Source organism: Robbsia betulipollinis (assembly GCF_026624755.1).
Taxonomy (GTDB): Bacteria; Pseudomonadota; Gammaproteobacteria; order Burkholderiales; family Burkholderiaceae; genus Robbsia; species Robbsia betulipollinis.
Map to the genome: position 1 here is coordinate 21,410 of NZ_JAPMXC010000011.1, position 25,337 is coordinate 46,746.

Here is a 25,337-nt window from a genome sequence, read left to right on the forward strand (position 1 = left end):
TCACGCGCCCCATTCCCCTTCACGCAAAAGGATTTTCATGACGAACCGCCCCTTTCCCCCGTTTCCCGAACAGCATCAGGACACCGTCCCGGGCCGCACGCAGCCGCTGGACCCGCAGCCCGACCACGGCGAGACCAGCTATCGCGGCTCGGGCCGGCTCGCCGGCAAGGCCGCGGTGATCACCGGCGGCGACAGCGGCATCGGCCGCGCGGTCGCGATCGCGTTCGCACGCGAAGGCGCCGATGTCCTCATCTCGTATCTCGACGAGCACGACGATGCGCGCGACACGCAGCGCTGGATCGAGGAAGCGGGCCGCAAGGCGGTGCTGGTGCCGGGCGACATCACGGACCGTGCGCACTGCATCGCGATCGTCGACGCCGCGGTGCAGGCCTTCGGCCGCATCGACATCCTGGTGAACAACGCCGCGTTCCAGATGAGCCGCGCATCGATCGACGCGATCAGCGACGACGAATGGGACCAGACGTTCTCGACGAATATCGGTGCGATGTTCCGCATCACCAAGGCCGCGGTGCCGCACATGCCTGCCGGCAGCGCGATCATCAACACGACCTCCGTCAACGCGGATACACCCAAGCCCACGCTGCTGGCCTATGCCGCCACCAAGGGCGCGATCCAGAACTTCACCGCGGGCCTCGCCCAGCTCCTGGCCGAAAAGGGCATCCGTGCGAACTGCGTCGCGCCCGGCCCGGTCTGGACGCCGCTGATCACGGCGACGATGCCGGCGGACGCGGTGAAGAGCTTCGGCGCCGAAGTGCCGATGAAACGCCCCGGCCAGCCGGCCGAACTGGCGCCGCCGTACGTGATGCTGGCGTCGTCGGAGGCCAGCTACATCTCCGGCGCGACGATCGGGGTAACCGGCGGCAAACCGATCATCTGAGCGAGCCCCGGGCGGGCGTCGCACCGGTGAGCGGCAGGCGTGCGACGTCCCGGGCAGCGGCAGGCGACGGCGCGCCGCGCGTCACCCTGCACGCGTCAAGTGCCGATCAACCCGCGGATCAATCCGCTGATCAATCCGTCAGGGCGCCCGACAGGAGCGCCCCATAGCGCGCCATGTCGACGTTGCCGCCGCTGATCACCACCCCGACGCGCTGCCCTCGCAGCGTCTCGCGCACCTGACGCGCGGCGGCGAAACCCAGACAGCCGGTGGGCTCGACGACGATCTTCATGCGCTCGCCGAAAAAACGCATCGCGTCGACCAGTTCGGCGTCGCTGACGGTCAGGATGTCGTCGACCTTCTGCCGGATGATCGGGAACGTGATCTGTCCGAGATGCTGGGTCTGCGCGCCGTCGGCGAGCGTCTTCGGCGTGTCGATATGGACGATCGCCCCGCTGCGAAACGACTGCTGGCCATCGTTGCCGGCTTCCGGCTCGACGCCGTAGACCCGCGTGCGCGGCGACAGCGCGCGCGCGCTCAACGCCGAGCCCGCCAGCAGGCCCCCGCCGCCCAGGCACACGAACAGCGCGTCCAGCTCCCCGACTTCGTCGAACAATTCCTTGGCCGCCGTGCCCTGTCCGGCGATCACGTCGGGGTGATCGTACGGCGGGATCAGGGTCATGCCCTTGTCCTCGGCGAGTTGCCGGCCCAGCGCGTCGCGGTCCTCCCGGTAGCGGTCGTAGGTCACGATCTGCGCGCCGTAGCCGCGGGTGGCGGCGACTTTCGCGGCGGGGGCGTCATGCGGCATCAGAATGGTAGCGTCGATCCCCAGCAGCCGCGCCGACAGCGCCACCGCCTGCGCATGGTTGCCCGAGGAAAACGCGACGACGCCCGCGCGACGCTGTGCCGCGTCGAAACGCGACAGCGCGTTGAACGCGCCGCGAAACTTGAATGCGCCCATGCGCTGGAAATTCTCGCACTTGAAGAATAGCTGCGCGCCGAGCGCCGCGTCGGCGGTGGCGGACGTCAGCACCGGCGTACGGTGCGCCTGTCCTGCCAGCCGCCCGGCGGCCGCCAGGACATCGTCATAGGTGGGAATCGTGAGCATGCGGTTACGTCCTGAAAAGAGAGAGAGAAGCATGGAGCGCGGCGATAGCGCTCATCTTTATTGGAAACGCCCGGGCCCGTCAACCCGTGCCGCCGTGCCACCGTGCGGCGACAAGGGCGACAAGGGCGACAAGGGCGACAAGGGCGGCAAGGGCGGCAAGAGCGACGAGGGCGAGATGCAGGACGCAGTGGTACGATCGGTGTCCGGCCGATCGCGGACCGACCGATCGCGGCCCGACCGATCGCGGACCCGGACTTCCTTCACGAAGCAGTCGTCATGACGCCACCCCGCCCGCCTGCAACGCCCGGCCAGTACGTGGTCGCGGTGCGCGCACTCTGCGAGTTCACCGCCAAGCAGGGCGACCTCGACCTGCGTTTCACGCCCTCGCCGACCGCCCAGGAAGGCATCGCCGGGCACGCGCTGGTGCGCGCGCGGCGGCCGGCGTCCTACGAGGCGGAAATCGCGCTGTGCGGCGAGTTCGGCGAGCTGCGGGTACGGGGCCGTGCGGACGGCTACGATCCGGCGCGCAACCAGCTCGAGGAAATCAAGACCACCCGCGGCGATCTGGCCCGGATGCGGGAGAACCACCGGCACCTGCACTGGGCGCAGCTGAAGATCTATGGCGCGCTGCTCTGTCGTACGCGCCAGCTGGACGCGGTGCGGCTCGCGCTGGTCTATTTCGATATCGGCAGCGGCCGGGAAACGGTGCTGACCGAGGACTGGTCGGCGGCGCAGCTCCAGGCGTTTTTCGAGATACATTGCGAGCGTTTCCTGGGCTGGGCGCGCCAGGAACTCGCGCACCGCGCCGCGCGCGACGCGGCGCTGGCCGCGCTGGCCTTCCCGCATGCGGATTTCCGCCCCGGTCAGCGCCAGCTCGCCGAAGCGGTTTACCGGGGCGCGATCGGCGGCCGGCGGGTCCTGGCGCAGGCGCCCACCGGCATCGGCAAGACCGTCGGCACGCTGTTCCCGGTGCTGAAGGCCAGCCCGGGCCAGGCGCTCGACAAGATCTTCTATCTGGCGGCGAAGACCTCCGGCCGCGCGCTCGCGCTCGAGGCGATGCGCGTCATCGATGGGAAGTCGGTACGGATCATCGAACTCGTGGCGCGTGACAAAGCCTGCGAATACCCCGGCAGCGCCTGCCATGGCGAGGCCTGCGTGCTGGCGCGGGGATTCTACGACCGGCTGCCCGCCGCGCGCGACGCCGCGCTGCGCGCCGGCGTGCTCGACCAGCGCACGCTGCGCGAGACCGCGCTCGCGCACGACGTCTGCCCTTACTACTTGGGGCAGGAAATGGTGCGCTGGAGCGATGTCATCGCCGGCGACTACAACTACTATTTCGATCTGAACGCGATGCTGCATGGGCTCGCGCAAGGCAATCAATGGCGGGTCGCGGTACTGGTCGACGAAGCGCACAATCTGCTGGAGCGGGCGCGCGGCATGTACAGCGCGACGCTCGACCCGGTCGCGCTGAAGCTGTTGCGCCGCATCGCCCCCGAGCCCCTGAAAAAAGTGCTCGGCCGCGTGTCGCGCGCCTGGAACGCGCTGGCGGCAGAGACCGGGGGCACCCCGGAAAGCACCCTGGACGCCCCCTCCGCCGGTACGTTGTTCCCCGCGGCGAACGCCCGTCTGCTGCCGTCGCTCCAGGAAGCCAGCGCCGCCATCGCCGATTACTGCACCGAGCATCCCGTCGGCGTCGATCCCGACCTGCTGCGCTTCCACTTCGACGCCCTGCATTTCCTGCGGATCGCCGAACTGTTCGACAAACGCTATTTCTCCGACAGCCTGACCCCGGCGGCGCCCCGCGCAGGCGGCAAACCGTCCGCGCCGGTGCTGACGCTGCGCAATATCGTACCGGCGCCGCTGCTCGCGCCGCGCTTTGCCACTGCGCACAGCACCACGCTGTTCTCGGCGACGCTCACACCCTGGGCGTTCTACGCCGATACGCTGGGTCTGCCGGCGGACAGCGTGTGGATCGACGTCGCCTCGCCGTTTCGTCCCGAGCAGTTGTCGGTCCGCGTGGTCGAGACGATCTCGACCCGCTGGCAGGATCGCGACCGCTCGCTGCAACCGCTGGTGGACGTGATCGGCCGGCAGTACCGCGCGCGCCCGGGCAACTATCTGAGCTTCTTCAGCAGCTACGATTATCTGCAACGGGCGATCGCGCTGTTTCGCGCGTCTTACCCGGACATCCCCGTGCGCGAACAAGCGCCGCGCATGAGCGAGGCGGATCAGGCCGCTTTCCTGGCGGATTTCACCCATGAAAGCCGCGCGATCGGCTTCGCGGTACTGGGCGGCGCCTTCGCGGAAGGCATCGATCTGCCGGGCCATCGCCTGATCGGCGCCTTCATCGCCACGCTCGGCCTGCCGCAGTGGAGCCCGTTCAACGAAGAGATCCGCCTGCGCATGGCGGATCTCTTCGGCGCGGCGCACGGCTATGACTACGCCTACCTGTATCCGGGCATTCGCAAGGTCGTGCAGGCCGCCGGCCGCGTCATCCGCGCGCCCACCGACGAAGGCGTCGTGTATCTGCTCGACGACCGCTTCGCGCGCGCCGAAGTCCGCAAACTGCTGCCGGACTGGTGGCAGGTCGAGCGCGTCGCGCGGCGGGGGCGAGGGTCACCCGGCTGACCGCCGGGGGGCGTCATGCACTTCCCAGCGGCTGACGTCGACCACGCAGCGGCCGCGCAGGCCGCCGTCGAGCAGGCGCGTGGCGGCCGCGATCGTCTCCGACAGCCCGATGTCGACGCGCATCGTCGCGAGCGCGGCGTCGTCGCCGAGGGCCTCGGCCAGCCCGCGCCAGGCGGCGAGCCGCGCCTCGCGTGGCTGGTACACGCTGTTGATGCCCGCCAGCGTGATGCCGCGCAGGATGAAGGGCGCGACGCTGCCCGGAAAGTCCATGCCCTGCGCCAGCCCGCAGGCGGTGACGATGCCGCCCTGCCGCGTGCTCGCGCAGGCGTTCGCCAGCGTATGGCTGCCCACGCTATCGATCACGCCGGCCCAGCGTTCCTTCGCCAGCGGCTTGCCCGGCGCGGCCAGCATCGCGCGGTCGACGACCTCCACGGCGCCCAGCCGCCGGAGATAGTCGTGCTCGTGCAGACGCCCGGTGGCGGCCACCGCCCGGTATCCCCATTGCGCCAGCAACGCGATCGCGACGCTGCCCACGCCCCCGCTCGCGCCGGTCACGAGGATCTCGCCGTGCGCGGGCGTCACGCCATGCCGTTGCAGGGCCAGCACGGACAGCATCGCCGTGAACCCGGCCGTGCCGATGGTCATCGACTGCCGCGCGGTGAGCCCCGCCGGCAAGGGCAGCAGCCAGTCGCCCCGCACGCGCGCGCGCTGCGCGAGACCGCCCCAGTGCGTCTCGCCGACGCCCCAGCCGGTCAGCAGCACCGTGTCGTCCACCTGGTAGCGCGGGTCCGCGCTGCGCTCCACCACGCCCGCGAAATCGATGCCGGGCACCATCGGAAACTGACGCACGACGGCGCCTCTGCCGGTAATCGCCAGCGCATCCTTGTAGTTCAGCGTCGAGTACATGATGCGTACCACGACGTCCCCGTCGGGCAGGCGCTCGTCGTCGAGCGCCTGCAGGGCGGCATGCGGCCCCGACGCCGCGTTTTTTTCGATCAGAATGGCGTGAAACATCGCCGCGTCTCCTGGAAGCCGATGCGTCAGCATACCCCCGGGCACCGCCACCGTCCGCGCACGGGTAGCACGAGCCGGACGATTTCGGGCAAAATCCCGAAAATCCGCGCGGCGCTCATGCGCCTTTGCGCGCCCTCCCGCGCCCTCCTGCCGCGCGTTTGCCCAATTTCTCTGCCAATCTCCCCGCCCAGGCCCCCACCGATGCCAGCCACCGTCCCCGCCGCAGCCGCGCGGCCGTCCTACCGCTATTACGATCTGATTCTCGCGGCCTTCGTCGTGGTGCTGCTGCTGTCGAATCTGATCGGCGCCGGCAAGGTGGCGATCGTCCGGCTGCCCTGGCTGGGCGAGGTGTCGTACAGCGCCGGCGTGCTGTTCTTCCCGATCTCGTATTTCTTCGGCGACGTGCTCACCGAGGTCTACGGCTATGCGTACGATCGCCGGGCGGTATGGGCCGGCTTCGCCGCGCTGCTGTTCGCGGCGGCCATGTCCGCGGTGGTCGTGGCGCTGCCCGCCGCACGCGACCCCTACATGACGGGCTATCAGGACCATCTGCTCGCGGTCTTCGGCAATACCCCGCGCATCGTCCTCGGTTCGATCCTGGCGTTCTGGGCCGGCAGCCTGAGCAATGCCGTGGTGCTGGCCAAGCTGAAGATCTGGAGCGCGGGCCGGCATCTGTGGTTTCGCGCGATCGCCTCGACCGCGGTCGGCGAGGCGATCGATTCGACGCTGTTCTACATGCTGGCTTTCTACGCAATCTGGCCGACCGCACAGATCCTGCATGTCGCGCTGGTGCAATATCTGGTGAAAACCGCGTGGGAAATCGTCGCGACGCCGCTGACGTACTGGATCGTGGGCAGGCTCAAGCGCGCGGAGCGGCGGGATCACTACGATCGCGGCACCGACTTCACCCCGTTCCGGCTCAAACTCTGACGCACGCGCGCTGTCCGCGGACCGGTAAAAGTGTATAACACCCTCTAGAATAGCGAACGCATTTCCCGCCGCACGTCCTCATCGAATCGGAATCATTCAGCAGACGCCATGAAATACAAGGATTATTACGATATCCTCGGCTTGCAGCGCAGCGCGACCCAGGACGATATCAAGGGTGCCTATCGCAAGCTGGCACGCAAGTACCATCCCGACGTCAACAAAGCGGCGGATGCCGAGGACCGCTTCAAGGAACTCGGCGAAGCCTACCAAGTGCTGAAGGACCCCGAGAAGCGCGCGGCCTACGACCGGATGGGCAGCAACTGGCGCAATGGGCAGGACTTCCAGCCCCCGCCGAACTGGAACGAGGGCTATGAATTCGGCCGTGGCGCGGGCGGCGGAGGCGGTGGGGGGGGCGCCGCGCAGGGCGACTTCAGCGATTTCTTCGAAACGATGTTCGGCGGCAGCGGCGGTGGCCGCCGCGGCGGCGGCGCCGGTTTCGGCGGCCGCCGGCCGATGAACGCCGCCGGCCAGGACCACCACGCGAAGGTGGTCGTCGACCTGGAGGACAGCTATCGCGGCGCGCAGCGCACGATCACGCTGCGCGTGCCGGTCGTCGACGGGCAGGGCCGTTCGAGCACGCAGGAACGCACGCTCGACGTGCGGATCCCGAAAGGCGTGCGCGAGGGCCAGAAGATGCGGCTGAGCGGCCAGGGGGCGCCCGGCACCGGCCAGGGCCCGGCGGGCGATCTGTTTCTCGAGATCGCCTTCGCGCCGCACCGGATCTATCGCGTCGAAGGCCGCGACGTCTCGCTCGATCTGCCGCTGGCGCCGTGGGAAGCGGCACTGGGCGCCACCGTCTCCGTGCCGACGCCGGATGGCTCGGTGCAGATGACGATTCCGCCGGACTCACCGGCCGGACGCAAGCTGCGCCTCAAGGGCAAGGGGATTCCGGGCACGCCGCCCGGCGATCTGTACGTCCAGTTGCAGATCGCATTGCCGCCATCGACCAGCAGCGACGCGCGCAACGCTTACCTGGCAATGGAAAAGGCGATCAAGTTCGACCCGCGCGCGCACTGGACCGTCTGAGAACCGCACGACGCACGGCGGCGGCGGCCATCGTAGAATGAAACGCTTTCACGTTCATCCTGTCCGCCATGTCCGTTTCTTCGCACGATTCCTCGCTCGAGACCCATTCCATCCGCGTGCACGGCCGCGTCCAGGGCGTGGGCTACCGCGCCGCGGCGGTGCGCCAGGCGCACATGATCGGCGTACGGGGATGGGTACGCAATGTCGAGGACGGAACGGTCGAGGCGATCGTGCAGGGCTCGCCCGATCAGATTGACTTGATGCTGGAATGGATGCGACGGGGACCGCCCGCCGCCCGGGTCGCCACGCTGGACTGCCAGCGTGAACCGGACGACCGGCGTTTTGGTCATTTCGAACAACGGTGAACGGGGCGTCGCGATGGCACGTGGCCCGACGCCCCGGCGAAACGCTTACTGTCCCGGTGCGGGAGCCGGCCGCTGGGCATTCGCCGCTGCCTGGCGCTGGCGCTTCTTCGCCATGTGGTGACCGATCGCACAGCCGCCGGCCGCGCCCAGCAGCGCGTGGTGCCCGGCGAAATGACCGCCCACGCCGCCCACCGCCGCGCCCGACATGCAACCCGCCGCCTGAGCGTTGGCCGCGAAAATCGCCGCGATCGAAAAGAGTCCTGCTGCTGCAAATCGTTTCATGAATGTCTCCATAGGGCTGAGCGGCAGTTCGACTGAAAAGCCTGCTTCGCTTTTAGTAAAGCATATATCGCGCCAAGTCTGAAGATCCTGCTCGGGGTGATCTCCAATCGCAAACATTCGAGATTGAATGTATATTATTACCCTCCGCGGGGGAGCATGCGCGTTCGTGCCGGGCACCGATTTCGCATCGAAACGTAACGACCTTTCGTGCCTAGGCACTATTACGAGATTGTGAGGCGGGGCGTAGAACTCTATAATCGGACGGTGCCCGACGGATCGCCGCCCGACGGATTCCACGCACTGGGGAGAGTAACGATGACAAGAGACCACGATGCCGCGGCCACCGTCCCCGGAGTGGCTCCTGCGCGTCCCATCGCAAGGGCATTCGCCCAATGAATTTCAGGCCTGAACAATCCTTTGCGTTCGTGATGTCGCCCCGCCTGGGGGACGCGTTGCTGTCGATGGTGGTCGTCAACAATCTCGTGCGCAATGGTTACCGCGTCAAGGTTTTCAGTGCGCAAATTTACGCGTTGCGGGCGTGGTTTCCTGGCTTCGATATCGAACCGGCGCTTCCGCGCGCCGAAGCCCTTCCCCGGTTGATCGCCTACGACGTGGTACTGCATGCCTACCACGCGGACAAGGTACTGGCGCCGGACGCGTCCCATCCGAACATCGTCGTCATGGACGACTGGCCCGTCTACCGGCAGGTCAAGAACATGGTCGACATCCAGACCGAGCTCTGCCAGAAGCATTTCGGCCTGACGAAGGTGGTGCGCGACAACGGCCTGACCGCCCCCCCGGGACTCACGTCGCGGATCACGATGGACCGCGTCATCATTCATCCGGTCGCCAGCGACATGCAAAAGAGCTGGTTACCCATGCGCTTCGTCAAACTGGCGCTGTGGCTGCGCACGCTCGGTTTCGAACCGGAATTCCTGCTGCCGCCGGAGGCGATCGCGCAATGGAAGTGGCTGGCCCGCTATGGCTTCGCGCCGTCGGCCTACGGCAGCCTGGGCGAGGTGGCGGCGCGCATCGCCGAGTCCGGCTGGGTCATCGGCAATGATTCCGGGATAGGTCATCTCGCGTCGAACCTGGGCGTGCCGACCATCTCGCTGGCGATGCGCCGCCGCATCGCGCAGCGCTGGCGTCCGGGCTGGGCGCCGTCGCGCACCGTCGTCGCGCCGTCACTGATGCCCAGCCGCTACCTGAAAGAGAAGTATTGGAAGTACCTGCTGTCGACCGCCCGCGTCATGGCGGCGTTCGACGCGCTGCGTCGCGACTGCGGCGCGCTGCGGCTGCAGGGGCGAACCGACGCGGAGCGCTCCGATCCGCTGGCCGATGTCCGCCACGCGGGCTGAACCTGCCTCGCGCGCGCGGCGTCGCGTACTTCCTGCCTGGCGCTGCGCCTTCACGCTTCCCGCTGCGTGCTTCTCCCCCGCATTCCCGAGCCGCGGCATCTGATACCGCATCGACCGCGCGGGCTGCCTCATTCGGCACGGCGCCATGCATTCCGTCACAATAACGCGGACTTTTCCCTCGCGCTTTTCCTCTTCAAGAGCCTCCCGCCGCCCCACAATGCAAACTGTCTTCACCGTTCTCATCCTGCTGCTGGCCGTCGCGCTTTCCGGGACCGCAGCGCGCCTCGTGCCTTTCGCGATTCCGCTGCCGCTGATCCAGATCGCGATCGGCGCGCTGCTCGCCTCGCCGCGGTTGGGTCTGCATATCACCTTCGTGCCGGAAGTTTTCCTGTTGCTGTTCATCCCGCCGCTGCTGTTCGCCGACGGCTGGCGCATGCCGAAACGCGAACTCTTCCACTACCGCCGGCCGATCCTGATGCTGGCGCTCGGCCTGGTGTTCTTCACGATCGCAGGCCTGGGCTATTTCGTCCACTGGCTGATTCCCTCGATCCCGCTGGCGGTATCGTTCGCGCTGGCCGCCGTGCTTTCCCCCACCGACGCCGTCGCCCTGTCGGGCATCGTGCCGCGCGGACGCATGCCGCTGCAACTCAAGCACATCCTCGAAGGCGAAGCGCTGCTCAACGACGCCTCGGGCCTGGTCGCTTTCAAGTTCGCGGTGGCCGCGGCGCTCACGGGCACCTTCTCGTTCTGGAGCGCCTCGCTCAGCTTCGTCCTGATCGCCGTAGGCGGCATCGCGCTCGGCGTCGCCCTCACCTGGCCGTTCAACTGGCTGCGCCAGAAAATCGCGCGTCTGTCCGAGGACGACGACCCGGGCATACAGATCATCCTGATCCTGCTGTTGCCGTTCGCCGCCTATCTGCTGGCCGAGCATATCGGTCTGTCGGGCATCCTGGCGGCCGTCGCGGCGGGCATGGCCATGAATTTCACGACCGATCTCGGCAGCGAAAGCGTCGCGACCCGGATGCGGGGCGCCAGCGTCTGGGCGATGATCGAAATGATCTTCAACGGCTTCGTCTTCATCCTGCTGGGGTTGCAGTTTCCGTCGATCATCGGTCGCGCGCTGATCGACGCGCACCGCATGCACAATGGCGAACTCGGCGCGCTGATCCTCCACGTGGTGGCGATCTTCCTGGCGATGTTCGTGCTGCGCATGGTCTGGGTATGGCTGCTGCGCTGGATCTCCAGCCGCCGTGTGGCGCGCCAGGGCAAGGCCAACGCGCTGCCGGGTCTGCGGATTGCGGCGATCACGTCGCTGGCCGGCGTGCGCGGCGCGATCACGCTGGCCGGCGTGCTGTCGGTGCCGCTGACGATGGGCGACGGCTCGCCGTTTCCGGGGCGCGATTCGATCGTCTTCCTGGCGGCCGGCGTCATCATTTGTTCGCTGGTGGTCGCGACGCTGGGTCTGCCGCTGGTGCTGGGCCGCAACAAGGACCTGGGCCGGGAAAGCGAGCGTCGCGAGGAGCGCGCGGCGCGTGCGTCCGCCGGCAAGGCCGCACTCAAGGCGATCGAGCGGGAGTACGAGCGCATCCAGAACGAGGGACGCGCTCCCGGCACCGGGGCAAGCGACAGCGCCGAGGACGATGTCCAGAATCAGGACACGCTCGCGGCCGATATCGCCAAGCAGGTCACCCAAATCTACAAACGCCCCCTGCACCTGCTCGGCGAGAACCCCGAGGACGACGAAAGCCTGCGCGAGCGGGCGCGCCGCGCCGATGCCCTTACCTGGCGCTTCCATATCGCCGCCCTGCGCGCCGAGCGCGAGGCGTTTTTCCGGATGCAGGCATCGAACGCCATCAACGACGAGACGCTCACACGCCTGCTGCGCGAGACCGATCTGGCCGAATCGGCGGTGCTCACGCGGGGGGGACAACATCACGCCGGCGGCTGACGCGCGTTATCATGGGGCATTCGCCTTCATCACCGAGCAACGGGAGCGCCTCATGGCAGAAGCCATCCAGATCTTTGTCGGCTGCGATCCCAACGACTGCGATCTCGAGCAGATGATGGTGCTTGAATACAGTCTTCGCCAGCATGCCTCGATGCCGGTCGAGATTCACTGGATGCAGCTGTCGCGCGACCCGGCAAGCCCGTGGTATGCGGACCCGGCGCACCCCGAAAACGGCGGCTGGCGCACCGAACAGTGGGCCACGCCCTTCTCCGGTTTTCGCTGGGCGATTCCGGCGCTCTGCAATTTCACGGGCCGCGCCATCTACATGGATGCCGACATCCTCGCGCTACGCGACGTCGCCGAACTCTGGAATCGGCCGTTCGAACCCGGCAAGGCCGTGATGGCCAAGGGCCGAAAAAACAGTTGGCGCTTCTGCGTGATGGTGTGGGACTGCGCCGCGGCGCGCGATCTGCTGCCGCCGCTGGACGACCTCAAGCGCACGCCCGACGCGCACGCCAGCCTGATCCGGCGCTTCAGTCAGCACCCGGAATCCATCCAGCCCCTGGACTCGGATGACAACAATATCGACGGCGAGGACAAGCCGATCGAACAGATCCGGCTATTGCACTATTCGGACATGGGTACGCAGCTTTCGCATCCCCACGCGATGCCGCGGCTGGCCGCCGAGGGTCAGCGCCATTGGTTCGACGGGCGTGTGTTGCCGCATCCGCGCAAAGACCTGCAGGCGTTGTTCGACCGCTATCATCGCGATGCGCTCGCCGCCGGTTTCACGCTCGACCGCTATCGCGTGCCCGTACGTTTCGGCCCGATGGTCAAGGCCAGCCAGGCATCCTATCAAGGCAACCGCCGCACGCGGCGCCGCTCGATCTGGTCGCGGTTGAGCCGCCTGCTCAGGCCAGCGCAGGAAAGCGAGAACCGAATGTGACCCATTCCCGCGCATCCGACCCCACCGCCCGGCCCTCGCCGGCGACACCTCGCCCCCGGCTGGCCCGCGCCGCGCGATATGCGTACAGCACGCTGACGAAGCAGTGGTTCCGCGCGACACGTCCGCGCGATGAACGTCACAACGAACGGTTGTGGCCGCACGTGACCATCGGCCGGGACGCCGCGGGCCGCATCGCGCGTTTTTCGCTCGGCCGGCGCGACATTCCCCTGGCGAACGCCGATATCGCGCATCAGCGCCAGGCCGGACGCGCCGACAGGACGGCCCATATCATCGCCTGCGGCCCGTCGATACGGACCATCGACTACGCTGCCCTGCACCTCTCGCACGTGATCGGCGTCAACGGTGCGGTGGCCCTGGACACCCACGAAACGAACGTGTCGTTCGCGTATTACTGCATCACCGATACCCGCTTCGTGCGCGGCAGGATGGACATGGTCGCGGACATCGTCGGCCGCGATCTGGTGCTGTTCACCACGCCGCTTTGCCTGTGGCACATTCTGCAGCACTTTCGCGAAGACACGATCCGCTGCCGCTTTTTCCTGTTTGAACGCGCCGGCCGCCCGGCATTGCAGCCCACCGTGCCGATGGAGCGCATCGCTTCCCGCCCCGACGACGGCCTGACGGTGTTCGACCTCTCCCTCGGCCTGGGCTTCAGCCAGGAAATCCGCAACGGCATCTTCCCCGGCGGCACGGTCGCCTACGAGGCGCTGCAGATCCTCAACTGGCTGGGGTACGCGCGCATCTTTCTGCATGGCGTCGACCTGGGCAACGCCGTCAACGAACCCCGCTTCTACGAAACGCAACACGCCGCCATGCCGACCACGCTTCACAAGCAGCTGGCCACCGAGATCGAACCCTCGTTTCGGCAGGCCGCGCGCCTGTTGCGCAAGCGGGGCGTGTCGGTGCGCAACCTGTCCCCGGTCAGCGCGCTGGGCGAGGACATCTTTCCCAAGACGGACTGGCGCATGCTGCTGGGCTGATCCGGAGCGTACCGGAGCGAGTACCGGAACACGTACCGGAACGAGCGACGACGAAGCGCGTCTAGAGCGTGCCGAACACGCCAAAGCCGATCCGCCCGATGATCATCAGCGCAATCTGCGTCAGGACGAAGAGCACCAGCGGCGACAGATCCATGCCGCCGATCAGCGGCATCACGCGCCGGATCGGGTTCAGGAAAGGTGCGGTCAGCACGCTCAGCAACGCCAGCGAGGGCGCGCGCGGGTTGATCCACGAGAGCAACCCCATCAGCAACGTCGCCCACATGAGCAGGTTGACCGCCCATTTCAGGACGGTGAGCAGGGCGATGACGAGCACCATCGGGAACAACGACGCTGGTTCGCCCCCGGCGACGGTCACGACCAGCACCAGATACACTACGGCCGTCAGCCAGGCACCCACCAGGCTGGCCCAGTCGACGCCGCCGCGGCCCGGCAGCACGCGGCGCAACGGCACGACGAGCCAGTCGGTGACCTGAAACACGCCCTGCGAGAAAGGGTTGCGCGGCGGCAGGCGCACGGCCTGCATCCAGGCCCGCAGGATCAGCGCGGCGCCGAACAGCGTGAAAACGATGTCGAGCAAAAAACGGGCGATATCGCCGAACATTCTGACTCCTGGGATACGAAAGGCCGGTCCGCGGCGGGACCGATCTCCGCGATTGTCTCATGGCCGCCGCGCTTTTCCGCAACTCCGCCCGGCCGGCGCCCGCCGGTGTGGCGCCGCCACGACCCACGGGCGACCCACGGGCGATCCGCGAGGCACACCGAGAGGCACACCGCAGGGCATAAACACATTACGAAAAAGTCGTCCATTTCGGTGCTTTTGGCCCCATCTCGGGGGAGCGGCATCCCTATAATTGCCCGCTGGAAACCCGGGATCGAGAGAGCACCATGACGAATAACAGACGCGAATTCACGAAACGACTGCTGGCGGCGGCGCTCGCCGGCACCGGCGCGGCCCGCCTCGGCAGCGCCTGGGCAGCCGATCCCAAGCCGGTGGAACTGCTCAACGTATCCTACGATCCGACGCGCGAACTGTATGAGCAATACAACAAGGTGTTCGCCGCGTACTGGAAACAGAAGACCGGGCAGAGCGTCACGGTGCGTCAGTCGCACGGCGGTTCCGGCAAGCAGGCGCGCACGGTGATCGACGGCGTGGACGCCGACGTGGTGACCCTGGGTCTCGCGCCGGACGTCGACGCGCTCGTCAAGCATGGCGGCCTGATCAAGCCGGACTGGCAGAAACGCCTGCCGAACAACTCGGCGCCGTACACCTCGACCATCGTGCTGCTGGTCAAGAAGGGCAATCCGAAGGGCATCAAGGACTGGGGCGATCTGGTCAAGCCGGGCGTCTCGGTCATCACGCCGAACCCGAAGACCTCCGCCGGCGCGCGCTGGAACTATCTGGCCGCCTGGGAATACGGCCGCCGGCATTTCGGCGGCGACGCCGGCGCGAAGGATTTCATCGGCAAGCTGTTCAAGAACGTGCCGCTGCTCGATTCCGGCGCACGGGGATCGACGATCACCTTCGCGCAGCGCGGCGTCGGCGATGTGCTGATCTCGTGGGAGAATGATGCGTTCCTCGCGTCGAACGAGTTCGGACACGACAAGTTCGACATCATCGCGCCCAGCGTCAGCATCCTGTGCGAGCCGACGGTGGCGGTGGTCGACAGGAACGTCGACCGCAAGGGCACGCGCGCCGTCGCCGAAGCCTATCTGTCCTATCTGTATTCGGACCCGGCGCAGGACGTGATCGGCCGCAATTTCTACCGTCCGGTGGGCGCGGCGGCGAAGGCGAAGTACGCAAAGCAGTTTCCGACAATCAATCTGGTGACGATCGACGGCGCGTTCGGCGGCTGGGCCAAGGCCGACGCGATCCATTTCGCCGATGGCGGCACCTTCGATCAGATCTATACCAAAGGCTAAAGAAGGATGGGGACGAGCGGAGCAAGGATGGAAGACGGGCGCGCCCCGGGCGAACGCGCCCCGGGCGAACGTGCCCCGGGCGGGACGCGGAGAAAGCGGCGGGTGTTGCCGGGCTTCGGCCTGACGCTCGGCTATAGCCTGTTCTACCTGTGCCTGATGGTGTTCGTGCCGCTGTCGGCGCTGTTCATCAAGGCGGCCGGGTTGAGCTGGGCCGAATTCGTCACCGCGGTCGCCTCGCCCCGGGTGCTGGCCACCTACCGCGTCACGTTCGGCTGTTCGTTCATCGCGGCGTTGATCAACCTGGTGTTCGGCCTGTTGATCGCCTGGGTACTGGTGCGCTACAAATTTCCCGGCAAGCGCCTGGTCGACGCGCTGGTCGACTTGCCATTCGCGCTGCCGACCGCCGTCGCAGGCATCGCGCTGACGGCGATCCTCGCCGGCAACGGCTGGGTCGGCCAGTATCTGGAACCGCTCGGCATCAAGCTCGCCTACACGCCCGCCGGCATCGTCGTCGCGCTGACCTTCATCAGCCTGCCCTTCGTGGTGCGCACCGTCCAGCCGGTGCTGGAGGACACCGAGGCGGAACTCGAGGAAGCCGCGGCAAGCCTGGGCGCCACCCGGCTGCAGATCTTCACCCGGGTGATCCTGCCGGCGATCTCGCCGGCGCTGCTGACCGGTTTCGCGATGGCTTTCGCGCGCGCGGTCGGCGAATACGGTTCGGTGGTCTTCATCGCCGGCAATATGCCGATGGTCTCGGAGATCACGCCGCTGCTCATCCTCGTCAAGCTCGAACAGTTCGACTACGCGGGCGCGTCGGCGGTCGCCGTCGTGCTGATGGTGACGTCCTTCGTACTCCTGCTGCTGATCAACGGCCTGCAGGCCTGGCAGCGGCGCCTGCGCTCCGGAGCATCCGCATGAGAACCGCCGCCTCCTCGCGCGCGTCGGCGCGTGCCGGCTCCGGAACCAGCGAGGCGCGATGGGTGCGCTACACGCTGATCGGCATCGCGCTGCTGTTCGTATTGCTGTTCCTGGTGCTGCCCCTCGCCACCGTCTTCGTCGAGGCGCTGCGCAAGGGCCTGAGTGCCTATACCGATGCCCTGACCGACCCGGACGCCTGGTCGGCGATCAAGCTGACGCTGCTGACCGCCGCGATCAGCGTGCCGATGAACGTCGTGTTCGGCGTGGCCGCGGCCTGGGCGATCGCCAAGTTCGAGTTTCGCGGCAAGGCGGTGCTGACCACGCTGATCGACCTGCCCTTCTCGATCTCACCGGTGGTCGCCGGTCTCTCCTACGTGCTGGTGCTGGGCGCGCAGGGCTGGATCGGCCCCTGGCTGATGGACCACAACATCCGCATCATTTTCGCGGTGCCGGGCATCGTCATCGCCACCGCCTTCGTGACGTTGCCGCTGGTGGCGCGCGAACTGATCCCGCTGATGCAGGCGCAGGGCAGCGACGAGGAACAGGCCGCCATCGTGCTGGGCGCGAGCGGCTGGCAGACCTTCTGGCACGTGACCCTGCCCAACATCCGCTGGGGTCTGCTGTACGGCGTGATCCTGTGCAACGCGCGGGCGATGGGGGAGTTCGGCGCCGTGTCGGTGGTCTCGGGCCATCTGCGCGGCGAGACCAACACGATCCCGTTGCAGGTCGAGATCCTCTACAACCAGTTCCAGATCCAGGCGGGCTTCGCGGTCGCCTCGCTGCTCGCGCTGCTCGCCCTGCTGACGCTGCTGATCAAATCGGTGGCGGAGTGGCGGCACGAGCGCGAACTGCGGCGCACCGCCGAGCTGCCCAGCGAACGGCCGAGCGACGACGACCTGCCGTCGCCGCTCGGCTTCACTTCGATGAATGCGCCGATGCGTCCACTGCCGGATCCGCGCCCGAACCCGCGCGTGGACCCTAAACGAGAACAGCCATGAGCATCGAAGTTCAGCACATCAACAAGCGCTTCGGCGACTTCCAGGCGCTCAACGACGTCAGCCTGCATATCGAATCGGGCGAGTTGATCGCGTTGCTGGGCCCTTCGGGCTGCGGCAAGACCACGCTGCTGCGCATCATCGCCGGCCTGGAAGCGCCGGACAGCGGTCAGATCCTGTTCGCCGGCGAGGACAGCACCGATGTCCACGTGCGCGAGCGCCAGGTGGGCTTCGTGTTCCAGCACTATGCGCTGTTCCGCCACATGACGGTATTCGACAATGTCGCCTTCGGCCTGAAGATCAAGCCGCGCGGCGAGCGGCCGTCGAAGGCCGAGATCCGCGAGAAGGTGCACGCGCTGCTCAAGCTGGTGCAGCTCGACTGGCTGGCGGACCGCTATCCCTCGCAGCTGTCCGGCGGCCAGCGTCAGCGCATCGCGCTCGCGCGGGCGCTCGCCGTCGAGCCGAAGGTGCTGCTGCTCGACGAACCGTTCGGCGCGCTCGACGCCAAGGTGCGCAAGGAACTGCGTCGCTGGCTGCGACGCCTGCACGAAGATCTCGACGTGACCAGCATCTTCGTCACGCACGATCAGGAAGAGGCGCTGGAGGTGGCGGACCGGGTGGTGGTGATCAACCGCGGGCAGATCGAACAAAGCGGCTCGCCGCGCGAGGTGTGGGAACGCCCGGCGAGCCCCTTCGTCTACGGCTTCCTGGGCGACGCGAACCGCTTCCAGGGCCGCAGCGAGAACGGCCGCATCCTGATCGGCGACTACGCGCTGGACACGCTCGAAGCCCCGCCGCATCCGGGTGCCGCGCCCGCCGCGGCGACCGCCTTCGTGCGCCCGCACGATTTCGACATCGCCCGGCCCGCGCCGGGACTGCACGGCATCAATGTGCGCTTCAGCCGCGCGGTGGTGGTCGGCCCGACGGCCAAGCTCGAACTGCTCAGCGACGCGGCCATCACCACCGGCCTGCCGGCCGACATCGCGAGCGGCGACGCGATCATCGAGGCGCAGCTGCCGGCGCGCGTGTTCCTGGCGATGCAGCTGCACGAGGGCGAGGCGCTGGTGCTGTCGCCCCGGCGCGCGCGGGTGTTCGTCGGCGACGTGGCGCTCGACACCGATCTCACCGAAACCGGGCCGCAGCACGCCTGAGGCGCGATCACGCTGGCCGCCGCGGCGCGCCAGCACGTCCTGGTTCAGAATGCGTGGCGCAAACCCACCATCACGGCCAGTTGCGAGTTAGAGGAAGACGGTCCCAGCGTATTGATCATCGCGTGAGACAGCACGGAACCCTCGGGCGCGCCGTGCACGATCTGGTAGACGCTTTCCAGATAGACGTCCGTGCGCTTGCTCAGTGCATAAGCGGTCTGCAGCATCCCCGTGTGCCACTTCGGCGACGAACCGTTGTAGGCGCCGTCGGTGAAGGTGTACGCGCCCGATACGCTCCAGGCCTCGGTCAGTCCGTACTTGCCGTTGATTTCGAAGTTGTCCATCCGCAGCGAGCCGTTGAGGCTGCCCGACGCGTCGTCGGCCGCGCCGAGGTAGGTGCCGGTGCCGAACGAGAACACGCCGCCGAGGTTGTCCATCTGCGTATGGCTCCATGCCACGCCGACCAGCGCGGAACCGAAGGTGTAGCTACCCGCGACCGACCACACGCGCTGACGCTCGGCCAGGAAATTGGCGCTGTAATCGGAAGTCGGCGCCGCACCCGTGCCCGCGCCCGCGTTGTTGAACTGCAGGTATCCCGCCGCGAGATTGAGGGGGCCCATCGCATAGGATGCCGCGAAGCCATACGACCGGTTGGTGGCGAACGCTCCTGCCTTGTTGCTGAACGCGTACATCGATTCGACGGTCAGCCCGTGATAGATCGGGCTGACGTATTTCACCATGTTGTCGATCACCACGGAATTCGCCGCGAGATTGTCGTTCTCGAAAGGATGCGCGGCCAGGCTGCCGCCCCAGGTGTTCACTTCGGCCGTCAACGGGCCGACCAGATCGTTCATCACGTCGTACTGGCGACCCAGCGTCACCGTGCCGTAGCGATCGCTTTCCAGACCCACCCACGCCTGCGAGCCGAACCCGTCGCCCGAGAACGCCTGGGTGCCGTTGTTCAGCAGGAATCCTTGCTCGAGCTTGAAAACGGCCTTCAGCCCCGCGCCCAGATCCTCGGTCCCCTTCAGGCCGAACACGGTGTTCTGCGTCGCGCTGGAGGTCTCCTGCCAGCTGTTGTGACCTTGCTGGTTGCTGGCGTAGATCAGCCCCGTATCGATGAGACCGTACAGCGTGACACTGCTCTGTGCGTGCGCCGGGATGGCAAATGCGCTGCCCAGCGCAAGGGTGAGTAGGGACTTTTTCATGGCGCCATGCAGCTCCTCGAGGGGAAGGAATCGATATCACCGATGGTCGGCCGCCAATTTTCCGTAGGGTATACCGCAATCGTTATAGTATTTATTTCGACCCGCTCACGCGGTACGGTGCCTGCGGGCTTCGACGGTCGTCATCCTGCCGATCTCGGGCCGGCTTGCCGGAGCGCCCGGGCGGCGGCGCCGACGCCCGTGACCGGCGGTCTCAACGGCCCGGCGCGTCCAGCGCGTGGCCGCGCCGGTTGAGCTGCGTGAGCAGGGCCCGGCCCGCGGGTTCGCCGAACCACTGTGCATGCCCGAGCAGATAGGACGAGTAGGCCGCCTCGGCCTCGGCCGGCAGATCGAGGATGCCGTCGAAATAGGCGACCTCGGAAAGAGCGAATTCGGTGTGGACGATCGGCAGCAGCGCCACCAGCGCGCGGTAGTCGGCCGCGTCGAGCGGCGCGACCGACGCATAGCCGTCGAGCAGCGCGTCGATCTGGCCGGCATGCACGCGACGCCGGGCGGGTTCGACCAGCCACTCGATGGTGTTGCGCTCGATCGCGAGCGCGAGGTCGTAGACCGCGCAGGTGCGATCGGCGAGGCCGAAGTCGAGCACCGAACGCACCTTGGCGGGCTCGCCCTCCGGGCTCCACAGCAGATTCGACGCATGCCAGTCGCCATGCGTCCAGAGCGGCGCCAGCGATGGCAGCAGCGGCGCCAGGCGCGCATGGTACGGGCCGATCACGGTTGCCAGGTCATGGCGCCACGGACGCCGCGCCAGGGCGCTCGCCAGCAGCGGCTGCGCTTCGATCCACGCCTGGGCCGCGTCCAGGAGATCCGGCGCGCCGATCACCCCGAAACTCGACAACAGCAGCCGGGGCGGGCGCGCCGGCGCCGGAAAACCCGCGCTGGCGCGATGCAGGCGCGCCAGCGCGCGGCCGGCGGCGTAGGCATGCGACATCGCCTTGAACGGCTCCCACGACATCACGCAGCGGTAGGCGTCGAGGCCATCGGCGCTGCGGTGCACCTCGTAGACCCAGGCGCCGATCGCGAGCGCGGTGCGGCCGCGCCGGTCGGACAGCACTTCGGCCACGGGAATGCCGCGCCCGCCCAGGTGCCCGATGAAACGGTGCTCCTCGGCCAGCGCCGTGGCGTCGCGTAGCCGCGCGTCGTGGCGCTTGACGAACAGCATGCGGCCGTCGCTCAGCGTCGCCAGCACGGCGGCGGCGAACGGCCGCGGGCTATGCCAGGACAGGTTGGCGACCGTGCCCTCGATCGGATAGGACGCGAGCACGCGGGCCACTTCGTCGACGGTCATCAGCGGCCAGTCGCGCTCGACCTGTTCGCCGTGCACGCCGAATTGCCCGGTCGGGCCATCGCCGGGGGCCGCGACGGAAGACGACTGGCGCGGCGCGGCACCTTCGCCCGGCGCAGCGGGCGCGGCAGCCTCGGCGGGCACCGCCGCCCGCTGCGGCGCCGGCGCCGGAGCGCTCGAGTCGGCTTCGGAGCGGGACGCGAAGCGGGACTCGGAGCGGGATGCGAAGCCCGCCCCGAAGCCGGCCGTTGCCGCCACGATGGTGCTCGCCGCGCCATCTTCCAGCAGGCCCGACGCGATGGCATCCCTCCCGGAAAGAGCGGTCGCGTTCGTCCGGGCCGCCGCTGCGTCGGCTGCTGCATCGGTCGCCGTATCCGCCCCCCGCTCGGCGTCCTGCCGCGTCAGCGCGCGACGCCAGTCGCGCCAGCCGGTGAGCGCGAGAAAAACGAAGAAGGCGTACAGCGCGGAAGTCGGATACAGATCCTTGAACAGGAACAGGCCGACATAAAAACAATCCACCACCGTCCACAGTCCCCACGAAGCGATGTACTTGCGCGCCGTCCAGTACTGGGCGACCAGACTGAAGGCGGACAGCGTCGCGTCCACCCAGGGCAGCGCGGCATCGGTGTAACGGGCCATGACGCCGCCCAGCAGGACGCTGCCGACGGCGCCCGCGACCAGCCCCGGCAGCAGCGTGCGCCAGGACGCGGCCTGAATCCGTCCCGAAGCCGGCTCGCCCCGCCGCGCATCGGCGCCGCCCGGCGTCATCCAGCGCCACCAGCCGTAGAGCTGCATGACGGCGAACGCACCCTGCAGCAGCATGTCCGAATACAGGCGGGCATCGTAGAAGATCCAGCCGTACAAGGCGACGGACACCAGCCCGACAGGCCAGCAGGCCATCTTGCGACGGGCGGTCAGGGCAATCGCCAGCGCGCTGACCAGCACGCCGACTATCTCGATAGGGGACATCGTTCGATCTTAAAAATCGTAGGTCAGCGACAGGCGCGCGGTGCGGGGCGCGCCCAGGAACAGATAGGCATCACCCTGCTGCTCGCCGCTGTCCTGCCAGTAGTATTTGTTGAACAGATTATCAACCGATAGTCGAACGACCGTTTTGTGGCCACCGATTTTCGTCGTGTAGCGCGCGCCCAGGTTGAACACGAAATAGGCCGGCACGCGCACCGTGTCCTCCTCGTTCGCGGGCTTGGTGCCGCTGAAGTTGACGCCGCCCAGCAGATCGAACCCGGTCACGCCGGGCACCGCGTACTCGCCGTAGAACGCCGCGCGCAGATTCGGCACGTTGATCACCTGATGCCCTTCGTAGGACGCCGTGCCGGTGTCCTCGGCGCGGGCGCGGATCGCGGCGATGCTGGCCGTCAGCGTCAGGCGTTCGGTGGCGCGTCCCGTCGCGCCCAGCTCGATGCCGTCGTGCCGCTCGGTGCCGCGCTGCACATAGGTATAGCCATTGGCGCTGTCGTCCGGCTGCGCGTACTCGAAGGGCTTGCTGATCGTGAACAGGGCCGCCGTGAAGCTGATCCGGTCGTGCCAGTCGTATTTCGCGCCCACCTCGATCTGCCGCGACGTGTACGGCGGCAGAAACGCATAGGCGTTGGTGGCGCGCACGGGTGCCTGGTCGCCCAGCGACAGCGCCTGGCTGTACGACGCATACAGCGAGACCGGCGCGATCGGCTTGTAGACCAGCGCCACTTGCGGCAACAGCTTGGTGCGGTCGGTGTGCAGGGCGTCGCCGTCGATCGCGGTCCAGCTTTTCTGGCGCAGCAGGACCTCGCGCACGCCCGCCAGCACCTGCCAGCGGTCGTTCAGAATGAGGCGATCGGTCGCGAAAACCGCGTACTGCCAGGCGTCGAGTTGCGGATAGGACGCGCTGGCCTGATCCGGCGACGGCGCGAACGCGATATCGTCGCCGTAGATGTTTTCACTGCCCACATAATCGTAGACCGCGTCGGACAGATGCACGACGCGCCGCTGAATGTCCGCGCCCAGGGTCAACTCGTGCCGGATCGGCCCGGTCGCGAACTTGCCGGAGAGCACGCCCCGCACTTCGTCGTTGCGCCGGTATTCGCCGGGACTGCGGAAATCGTAGAGATCGAAGTCGCCGTTGGCGCCGAAGAAATACGGCGCCAACGGGTTGCCGGCAGCGCTCGCGCAACTCGCCGCGTAATAGCAGCCGTAAGCGAACGCGACGTTGTCGTCGATCATCGTCCGGCTGCGGCTCGCGGCGACGGTCCCCTGCCAGGCGTCGCTGAACTGGTAGTCGAAGCGCGCGTCGAGGTTCAATGCATCGGTGGTGGTGGGCTTGGACCAGGGCTGCACGCCCAGCAGTTTCGACGCGGAGGCGGCCGAGGGCACGGTCGTGCCGCCCAGCAACTGATAGCCGGACGACGAGCGCTGCACCAGTTGCTGGAACTCGGCGTCGAACTGCAGGCTCGCGCGCGGCGTGATGTTCCAGTCGAGCGCGATCGAGCCGAAGTCGCGCCGGCCGTTCGCGCCGTCCACGTACGAGTGGACGTTTTCCTTCGCGGCGTTGATGCGAAAGCCGAACTGCTGCTGGTCGCCGAAACGCCGGCCGATATCGAACGACGCCAGCGTCGAGCCGCGGCTGTCGACCTCGGTGGTCACGCTCTGCACGTTCTCCGGGCGTTTGGTCACGAAATTGATCACGCCGCCGGGCGCGACGACGCCGCTTTCGATGCCGGCCAGACCTTTCAGGATCTCGACGCGCGCCTTGTTCTCCAGCCCGAAGGTCTGCTCGCCGGACGCCGTGAGGTTGTTGATCTTGATGGCGCTGGCGAGATCGATCGGAAAACCGCGGATCGTGAAACCCTCGTAATAGCCGACCGGCGCGTAGGCATTGCCGACCGATGCATCGTTGCGCACGATGTCGCTGAGCCGTTTCGCGTGCTGGTCGGCGATCTGCTCCTGCGTCACGACGGTGACCGACGCCGGGGTGTCGAGCAGCGGCGCCTCGTCGAAGCCGGCCACCGACGCCTGCCGCGCGCGGTAGTGCCCGGCGCCCTCCCCCGTCACCGAGATCGTCGGCAGGACGACGTCGTCCCGGGACGCCGGCGCGACCGGAGCATCGGCGTCGGCCGCCAGCGCGGGCGTGGCGCACAGGGCCGCGGCCAGCGTGAGCGTGCCGACAGCGTGATACTTGAAAAGAGGGTGGGTCATGGTGTGGGTCGCATCCCGGCAAACCGTTGCCTGCGCCGCATGGTAGCCGCCGCGCGCGGTTCCGACAATTCGTTTGCGCGTCGCACGGCCGCGCGCGCTACGGCAGAGGTGGGGTCGGGGCATTCCAGGTGGCCGCGAAATCCGTCACGGTCCGCGCGAAACGGCACGCCGCCGGGTTCACCGCCTCGTGTTGCGTCACCAGGTGCAGGGGCGCGGTGAACGCCTGATCCTCGGCCACCGGGCAGTAGACCACGCTTTCCTGGTGATAGCGCTGCATCGACGCCGGCACCACGGTCACGCCCGCGCCCGTCGCGACCAGATTGATGGCGGTCAGCATGCGCGGCACCTCGTGCCGCATCACCGGCGTGAAACCCCGGGCCTCGCAGGCACGAACGAAATCCGCATACATGCCCGGCGCGCCCGGGCGCCGCACGAAGATGAAGGATTCGTCGGCCAGCGCGGCCAGTGCGATCGGCGCGACGTCCTCCGTGCCCCCGGCGCCGGCACGCATGCCGCGCCGATGCGCCAGCCGGTGCCCCACGGGCAGCACCAGCACCATGCGCTCCTCGTGCAACAGGTCGAACCGCAGTTCGCCGGGAGTTTCGTTCGGTTTGCGCAGCATCGCCGCGTCGATCCTGCCGCGGCTCATCGCCTCGATGATCTCGGCGGCGTTGATCTCGTTCAGTTCGATGACGATGTCCGGATGGGCGGTCCGGAACGCGCGGATCGCCGCCGGCGCGAGCGGATGAAAGGCCGCCGAACTGGTCAGCGCGATCCTTACCCGTCCGATATCGCCGTTCGCGATCCGGCGCGCGCTCTTGCCGCCCTCCTCCAGCTGCACGAAAACCGCGCGCGCGGTCTCGGCGAAGGCCGCCCCCGCCGGCGTCAGCTCGACGCCGCGCGGCAGGCGCCGGAACACCGCGAAACCCAGCTCGGCTTCGAGTTCCTGGATCTGCTGCGACAACGGCGGCTGCTGGATATGCAGGCGCGCCGCCGCACGCGTGAACTGGCGCTCGTCCGCCACCGTCAGGAAATACCGCAGATGCCGCAGTTCCATCGCCGTTCCTTATA

22 protein-coding genes and 1 pseudogene are annotated in these 25,337 nt (G+C 67.7%); 14 read left to right on the forward strand and 9 right to left on the reverse strand.

The window, feature by feature from the left end; translation table 11 throughout:
* Positions 1-37: 37 nt before the first annotated feature.
* A complete protein-coding gene (locus OVY01_RS21105; RefSeq protein ID WP_267849577.1) occupies positions 38-898 on the forward strand; it encodes an SDR family oxidoreductase in 861 nt (286 codons plus the stop codon).
* 130 nt (positions 899-1,028) lie between these two features.
* Here the strand turns inward: OVY01_RS21105 and OVY01_RS21110 are convergent, their stop codons facing one another.
* Positions 1,029-2,003: a threo-3-hydroxy-L-aspartate ammonia-lyase gene (locus tag OVY01_RS21110; protein WP_267849578.1), complete on the reverse strand. Its 975-nt coding sequence runs from the start codon at positions 2,001-2,003 to the stop codon at positions 1,029-1,031.
* Positions 2,004-2,034: 31 nt separating this feature from the next.
* Here OVY01_RS21110 and OVY01_RS21115 point away from each other — a divergent pair, with 31 nt between their 5' ends.
* Entirely contained in the window at positions 2,035-2,283 is a 249-nt protein-coding gene (locus tag OVY01_RS21115; protein WP_267849579.1) for a hypothetical protein, read from the forward strand.
* Positions 2,280-4,631, forward strand: a complete 2,352-nt coding sequence (locus OVY01_RS21120; protein WP_267849580.1) for an ATP-dependent DNA helicase — start codon at positions 2,280-2,282, stop codon at positions 4,629-4,631. The genes OVY01_RS21115 and OVY01_RS21120 overlap by 4 nt, the downstream gene beginning before the upstream one ends.
* On the opposite strand, the gene acuI is transcribed toward OVY01_RS21120, so the two are convergent.
* Positions 4,620-5,645 (reverse strand): acrylyl-CoA reductase (NADPH), encoded by a 1,026-nt coding sequence (acuI, locus tag OVY01_RS21125; protein ID WP_267849581.1) that lies wholly within the window; start codon positions 5,643-5,645, stop codon positions 4,620-4,622. The genes OVY01_RS21120 and acuI overlap by 12 nt on opposite strands.
* A 201-nt stretch (positions 5,646-5,846) precedes the next feature.
* On the opposite strand from acuI, the gene OVY01_RS21130 reads away from it, so the two are divergent.
* From OVY01_RS21130 to OVY01_RS21140, 3 genes are all read left to right on the forward strand, one after another.
* On the forward strand, positions 5,847-6,575 hold the full coding sequence (locus OVY01_RS21130; RefSeq protein ID WP_267849582.1) for a queuosine precursor transporter: 729 nt from the start codon (positions 5,847-5,849) through the stop codon (positions 6,573-6,575).
* 108 nt (positions 6,576-6,683) lie between these two features.
* A complete protein-coding gene (locus OVY01_RS21135) occupies positions 6,684-7,661 on the forward strand; it encodes a DnaJ C-terminal domain-containing protein (RefSeq protein WP_267849583.1) in 978 nt (325 codons plus the stop codon).
* Between the two features lie 68 nt (positions 7,662-7,729).
* Positions 7,730-8,026 (forward strand): acylphosphatase, encoded by a 297-nt coding sequence (locus tag OVY01_RS21140; RefSeq protein ID WP_267849584.1) that lies wholly within the window; start codon positions 7,730-7,732, stop codon positions 8,024-8,026.
* A gap of 45 nt (positions 8,027-8,071) precedes the next feature.
* Here OVY01_RS21140 and OVY01_RS21145 read toward each other — a convergent pair whose 3' ends face one another.
* The gene (locus tag OVY01_RS21145; RefSeq protein WP_267849585.1) at positions 8,072-8,308 is read right to left on the reverse strand and encodes a hypothetical protein; all 237 of its coding nucleotides are present in this window, start codon (positions 8,306-8,308) and stop codon (positions 8,072-8,074) included.
* Positions 8,309-8,700: 392 nt separating this feature from the next.
* Here OVY01_RS21145 and OVY01_RS21150 point away from each other — a divergent pair, with 392 nt between their 5' ends.
* From OVY01_RS21150 to OVY01_RS21165, 4 genes are all read left to right on the forward strand, one after another.
* Positions 8,701-9,666, forward strand: a complete 966-nt coding sequence (locus OVY01_RS21150) for a glycosyltransferase family 9 protein (protein ID WP_267849586.1) — start codon at positions 8,701-8,703, stop codon at positions 9,664-9,666.
* A gap of 217 nt (positions 9,667-9,883) precedes the next feature.
* Positions 9,884-11,614 (forward strand): Na+/H+ antiporter, encoded by a 1,731-nt coding sequence (locus OVY01_RS21155; protein ID WP_267849587.1) that lies wholly within the window; start codon positions 9,884-9,886, stop codon positions 11,612-11,614.
* A gap of 52 nt (positions 11,615-11,666) precedes the next feature.
* Positions 11,667-12,560: a glycosyl transferase gene (locus tag OVY01_RS21160; RefSeq protein WP_267849588.1), complete on the forward strand. Its 894-nt coding sequence runs from the start codon at positions 11,667-11,669 to the stop codon at positions 12,558-12,560.
* Positions 12,557-13,561, forward strand: a complete 1,005-nt coding sequence (locus OVY01_RS21165; protein WP_267849589.1) for a hypothetical protein — start codon at positions 12,557-12,559, stop codon at positions 13,559-13,561. Before OVY01_RS21160 ends, OVY01_RS21165 begins: the two co-directional genes overlap by 4 nt.
* A 61-nt stretch (positions 13,562-13,622) precedes the next feature.
* Here the strand turns inward: OVY01_RS21165 and OVY01_RS21170 are convergent, their stop codons facing one another.
* Positions 13,623-14,183, reverse strand: coding sequence for a YggT family protein (locus tag OVY01_RS21170; protein ID WP_267849590.1), 561 nt, complete (start codon positions 14,181-14,183; stop codon positions 13,623-13,625).
* Positions 14,184-14,467: 284 nt separating this feature from the next.
* Here OVY01_RS21170 and OVY01_RS21175 point away from each other — a divergent pair, with 284 nt between their 5' ends.
* Genes OVY01_RS21175 through OVY01_RS21190 form a run of 4 tightly spaced genes read left to right on the forward strand, consistent with a single transcriptional unit; the run spans position 14,468 to position 18,566 of the window.
* Complete coding sequence (locus OVY01_RS21175) at positions 14,468-15,502, forward strand: sulfate ABC transporter substrate-binding protein (RefSeq protein ID WP_267849591.1); 1,035 nt, start codon at positions 14,468-14,470, stop codon at positions 15,500-15,502.
* 27 nt (positions 15,503-15,529) lie between these two features.
* A complete protein-coding gene (gene cysT / locus OVY01_RS21180; protein WP_267849592.1) occupies positions 15,530-16,420 on the forward strand; it encodes a sulfate ABC transporter permease subunit CysT in 891 nt (296 codons plus the stop codon).
* A complete protein-coding gene (gene cysW, locus OVY01_RS21185; RefSeq protein ID WP_267849593.1) occupies positions 16,417-17,418 on the forward strand; it encodes a sulfate ABC transporter permease subunit CysW in 1,002 nt (333 codons plus the stop codon). Before cysT ends, cysW begins: the two co-directional genes overlap by 4 nt.
* Entirely contained in the window at positions 17,415-18,566 is a 1,152-nt protein-coding gene (locus OVY01_RS21190; protein ID WP_267849594.1) for a sulfate/molybdate ABC transporter ATP-binding protein, read from the forward strand. The genes cysW and OVY01_RS21190 overlap by 4 nt, the downstream gene beginning before the upstream one ends.
* A gap of 44 nt (positions 18,567-18,610) precedes the next feature.
* Here OVY01_RS21190 and OVY01_RS21195 read toward each other — a convergent pair whose 3' ends face one another.
* The 5 genes and pseudogenes from OVY01_RS21195 to OVY01_RS21215 form a co-directional block, all read right to left on the reverse strand.
* Positions 18,611-19,771, reverse strand: a complete 1,161-nt coding sequence (locus tag OVY01_RS21195; RefSeq protein ID WP_267849595.1) for a porin — start codon at positions 19,769-19,771, stop codon at positions 18,611-18,613.
* Positions 19,772-19,982: 211 nt separating this feature from the next.
* Complete coding sequence (locus tag OVY01_RS21200; protein ID WP_432422294.1) at positions 19,983-21,113, reverse strand: phosphotransferase enzyme family protein; 1,131 nt, start codon at positions 21,111-21,113, stop codon at positions 19,983-19,985.
* Between the two features lie 369 nt (positions 21,114-21,482).
* Positions 21,483-22,043, reverse strand: a pseudogene (gene pnuC, locus OVY01_RS21205) (nicotinamide riboside transporter PnuC); the annotation flags it as partial.
* Between the two features lie 9 nt (positions 22,044-22,052).
* Positions 22,053-24,266: a TonB-dependent siderophore receptor gene (locus OVY01_RS21210; RefSeq protein ID WP_267849596.1), complete on the reverse strand. Its 2,214-nt coding sequence runs from the start codon at positions 24,264-24,266 to the stop codon at positions 22,053-22,055.
* A gap of 97 nt (positions 24,267-24,363) precedes the next feature.
* Complete coding sequence (locus tag OVY01_RS21215; protein ID WP_267849597.1) at positions 24,364-25,323, reverse strand: LysR substrate-binding domain-containing protein; 960 nt, start codon at positions 25,321-25,323, stop codon at positions 24,364-24,366.
* Positions 25,324-25,337 lie beyond the last annotated feature (14 nt).

What these genes read in the sequence shown, in the direction of transcription:
- OVY01_RS21105 (WP_267849577.1), top strand. Translation starts at nt 38, where the DNA reads ATGACGAACCGCCCCTTTCCCCCGTTTCCCGAACAGCATCAGGACACC.
- OVY01_RS21110 (WP_267849578.1), bottom strand. Translation starts at nt 2,003, where the DNA reads ATGCTCACGATTCCCACCTATGACGATGTCCTGGCGGCCGCCGGGCGG.
- OVY01_RS21115 (WP_267849579.1), top strand. Translation starts at nt 2,035, where the DNA reads ATGGAGCGCGGCGATAGCGCTCATCTTTATTGGAAACGCCCGGGCCCG.
- OVY01_RS21120 (WP_267849580.1), top strand. Translation starts at nt 2,280, where the DNA reads ATGACGCCACCCCGCCCGCCTGCAACGCCCGGCCAGTACGTGGTCGCG.
- acuI (WP_267849581.1), bottom strand. Translation starts at nt 5,645, where the DNA reads ATGTTTCACGCCATTCTGATCGAAAAAAACGCGGCGTCGGGGCCGCAT.
- OVY01_RS21130 (WP_267849582.1), top strand. Translation starts at nt 5,847, where the DNA reads ATGCCAGCCACCGTCCCCGCCGCAGCCGCGCGGCCGTCCTACCGCTAT.
- OVY01_RS21135 (WP_267849583.1), top strand. Translation starts at nt 6,684, where the DNA reads ATGAAATACAAGGATTATTACGATATCCTCGGCTTGCAGCGCAGCGCG.
- OVY01_RS21140 (WP_267849584.1), top strand. Translation starts at nt 7,730, where the DNA reads ATGTCCGTTTCTTCGCACGATTCCTCGCTCGAGACCCATTCCATCCGC.
- OVY01_RS21145 (WP_267849585.1), bottom strand. Translation starts at nt 8,308, where the DNA reads ATGAAACGATTTGCAGCAGCAGGACTCTTTTCGATCGCGGCGATTTTC.
- OVY01_RS21150 (WP_267849586.1), top strand. Translation starts at nt 8,701, where the DNA reads ATGAATTTCAGGCCTGAACAATCCTTTGCGTTCGTGATGTCGCCCCGC.
- OVY01_RS21155 (WP_267849587.1), top strand. Translation starts at nt 9,884, where the DNA reads ATGCAAACTGTCTTCACCGTTCTCATCCTGCTGCTGGCCGTCGCGCTT.
- OVY01_RS21160 (WP_267849588.1), top strand. Translation starts at nt 11,667, where the DNA reads ATGGCAGAAGCCATCCAGATCTTTGTCGGCTGCGATCCCAACGACTGC.
- OVY01_RS21170 (WP_267849590.1), bottom strand. Translation starts at nt 14,183, where the DNA reads ATGTTCGGCGATATCGCCCGTTTTTTGCTCGACATCGTTTTCACGCTG.
- OVY01_RS21175 (WP_267849591.1), top strand. Translation starts at nt 14,468, where the DNA reads ATGACGAATAACAGACGCGAATTCACGAAACGACTGCTGGCGGCGGCG.
- cysT (WP_267849592.1), top strand. Translation starts at nt 15,530, where the DNA reads ATGGAAGACGGGCGCGCCCCGGGCGAACGCGCCCCGGGCGAACGTGCC.
- cysW (WP_267849593.1), top strand. Translation starts at nt 16,417, where the DNA reads ATGAGAACCGCCGCCTCCTCGCGCGCGTCGGCGCGTGCCGGCTCCGGA.
- OVY01_RS21190 (WP_267849594.1), top strand. Translation starts at nt 17,415, where the DNA reads ATGAGCATCGAAGTTCAGCACATCAACAAGCGCTTCGGCGACTTCCAG.
- OVY01_RS21195 (WP_267849595.1), bottom strand. Translation starts at nt 19,771, where the DNA reads ATGAAAAAGTCCCTACTCACCCTTGCGCTGGGCAGCGCATTTGCCATC.
- OVY01_RS21210 (WP_267849596.1), bottom strand. Translation starts at nt 24,266, where the DNA reads ATGACCCACCCTCTTTTCAAGTATCACGCTGTCGGCACGCTCACGCTG.
- OVY01_RS21215 (WP_267849597.1), bottom strand. Translation starts at nt 25,323, where the DNA reads ATGGAACTGCGGCATCTGCGGTATTTCCTGACGGTGGCGGACGAGCGC.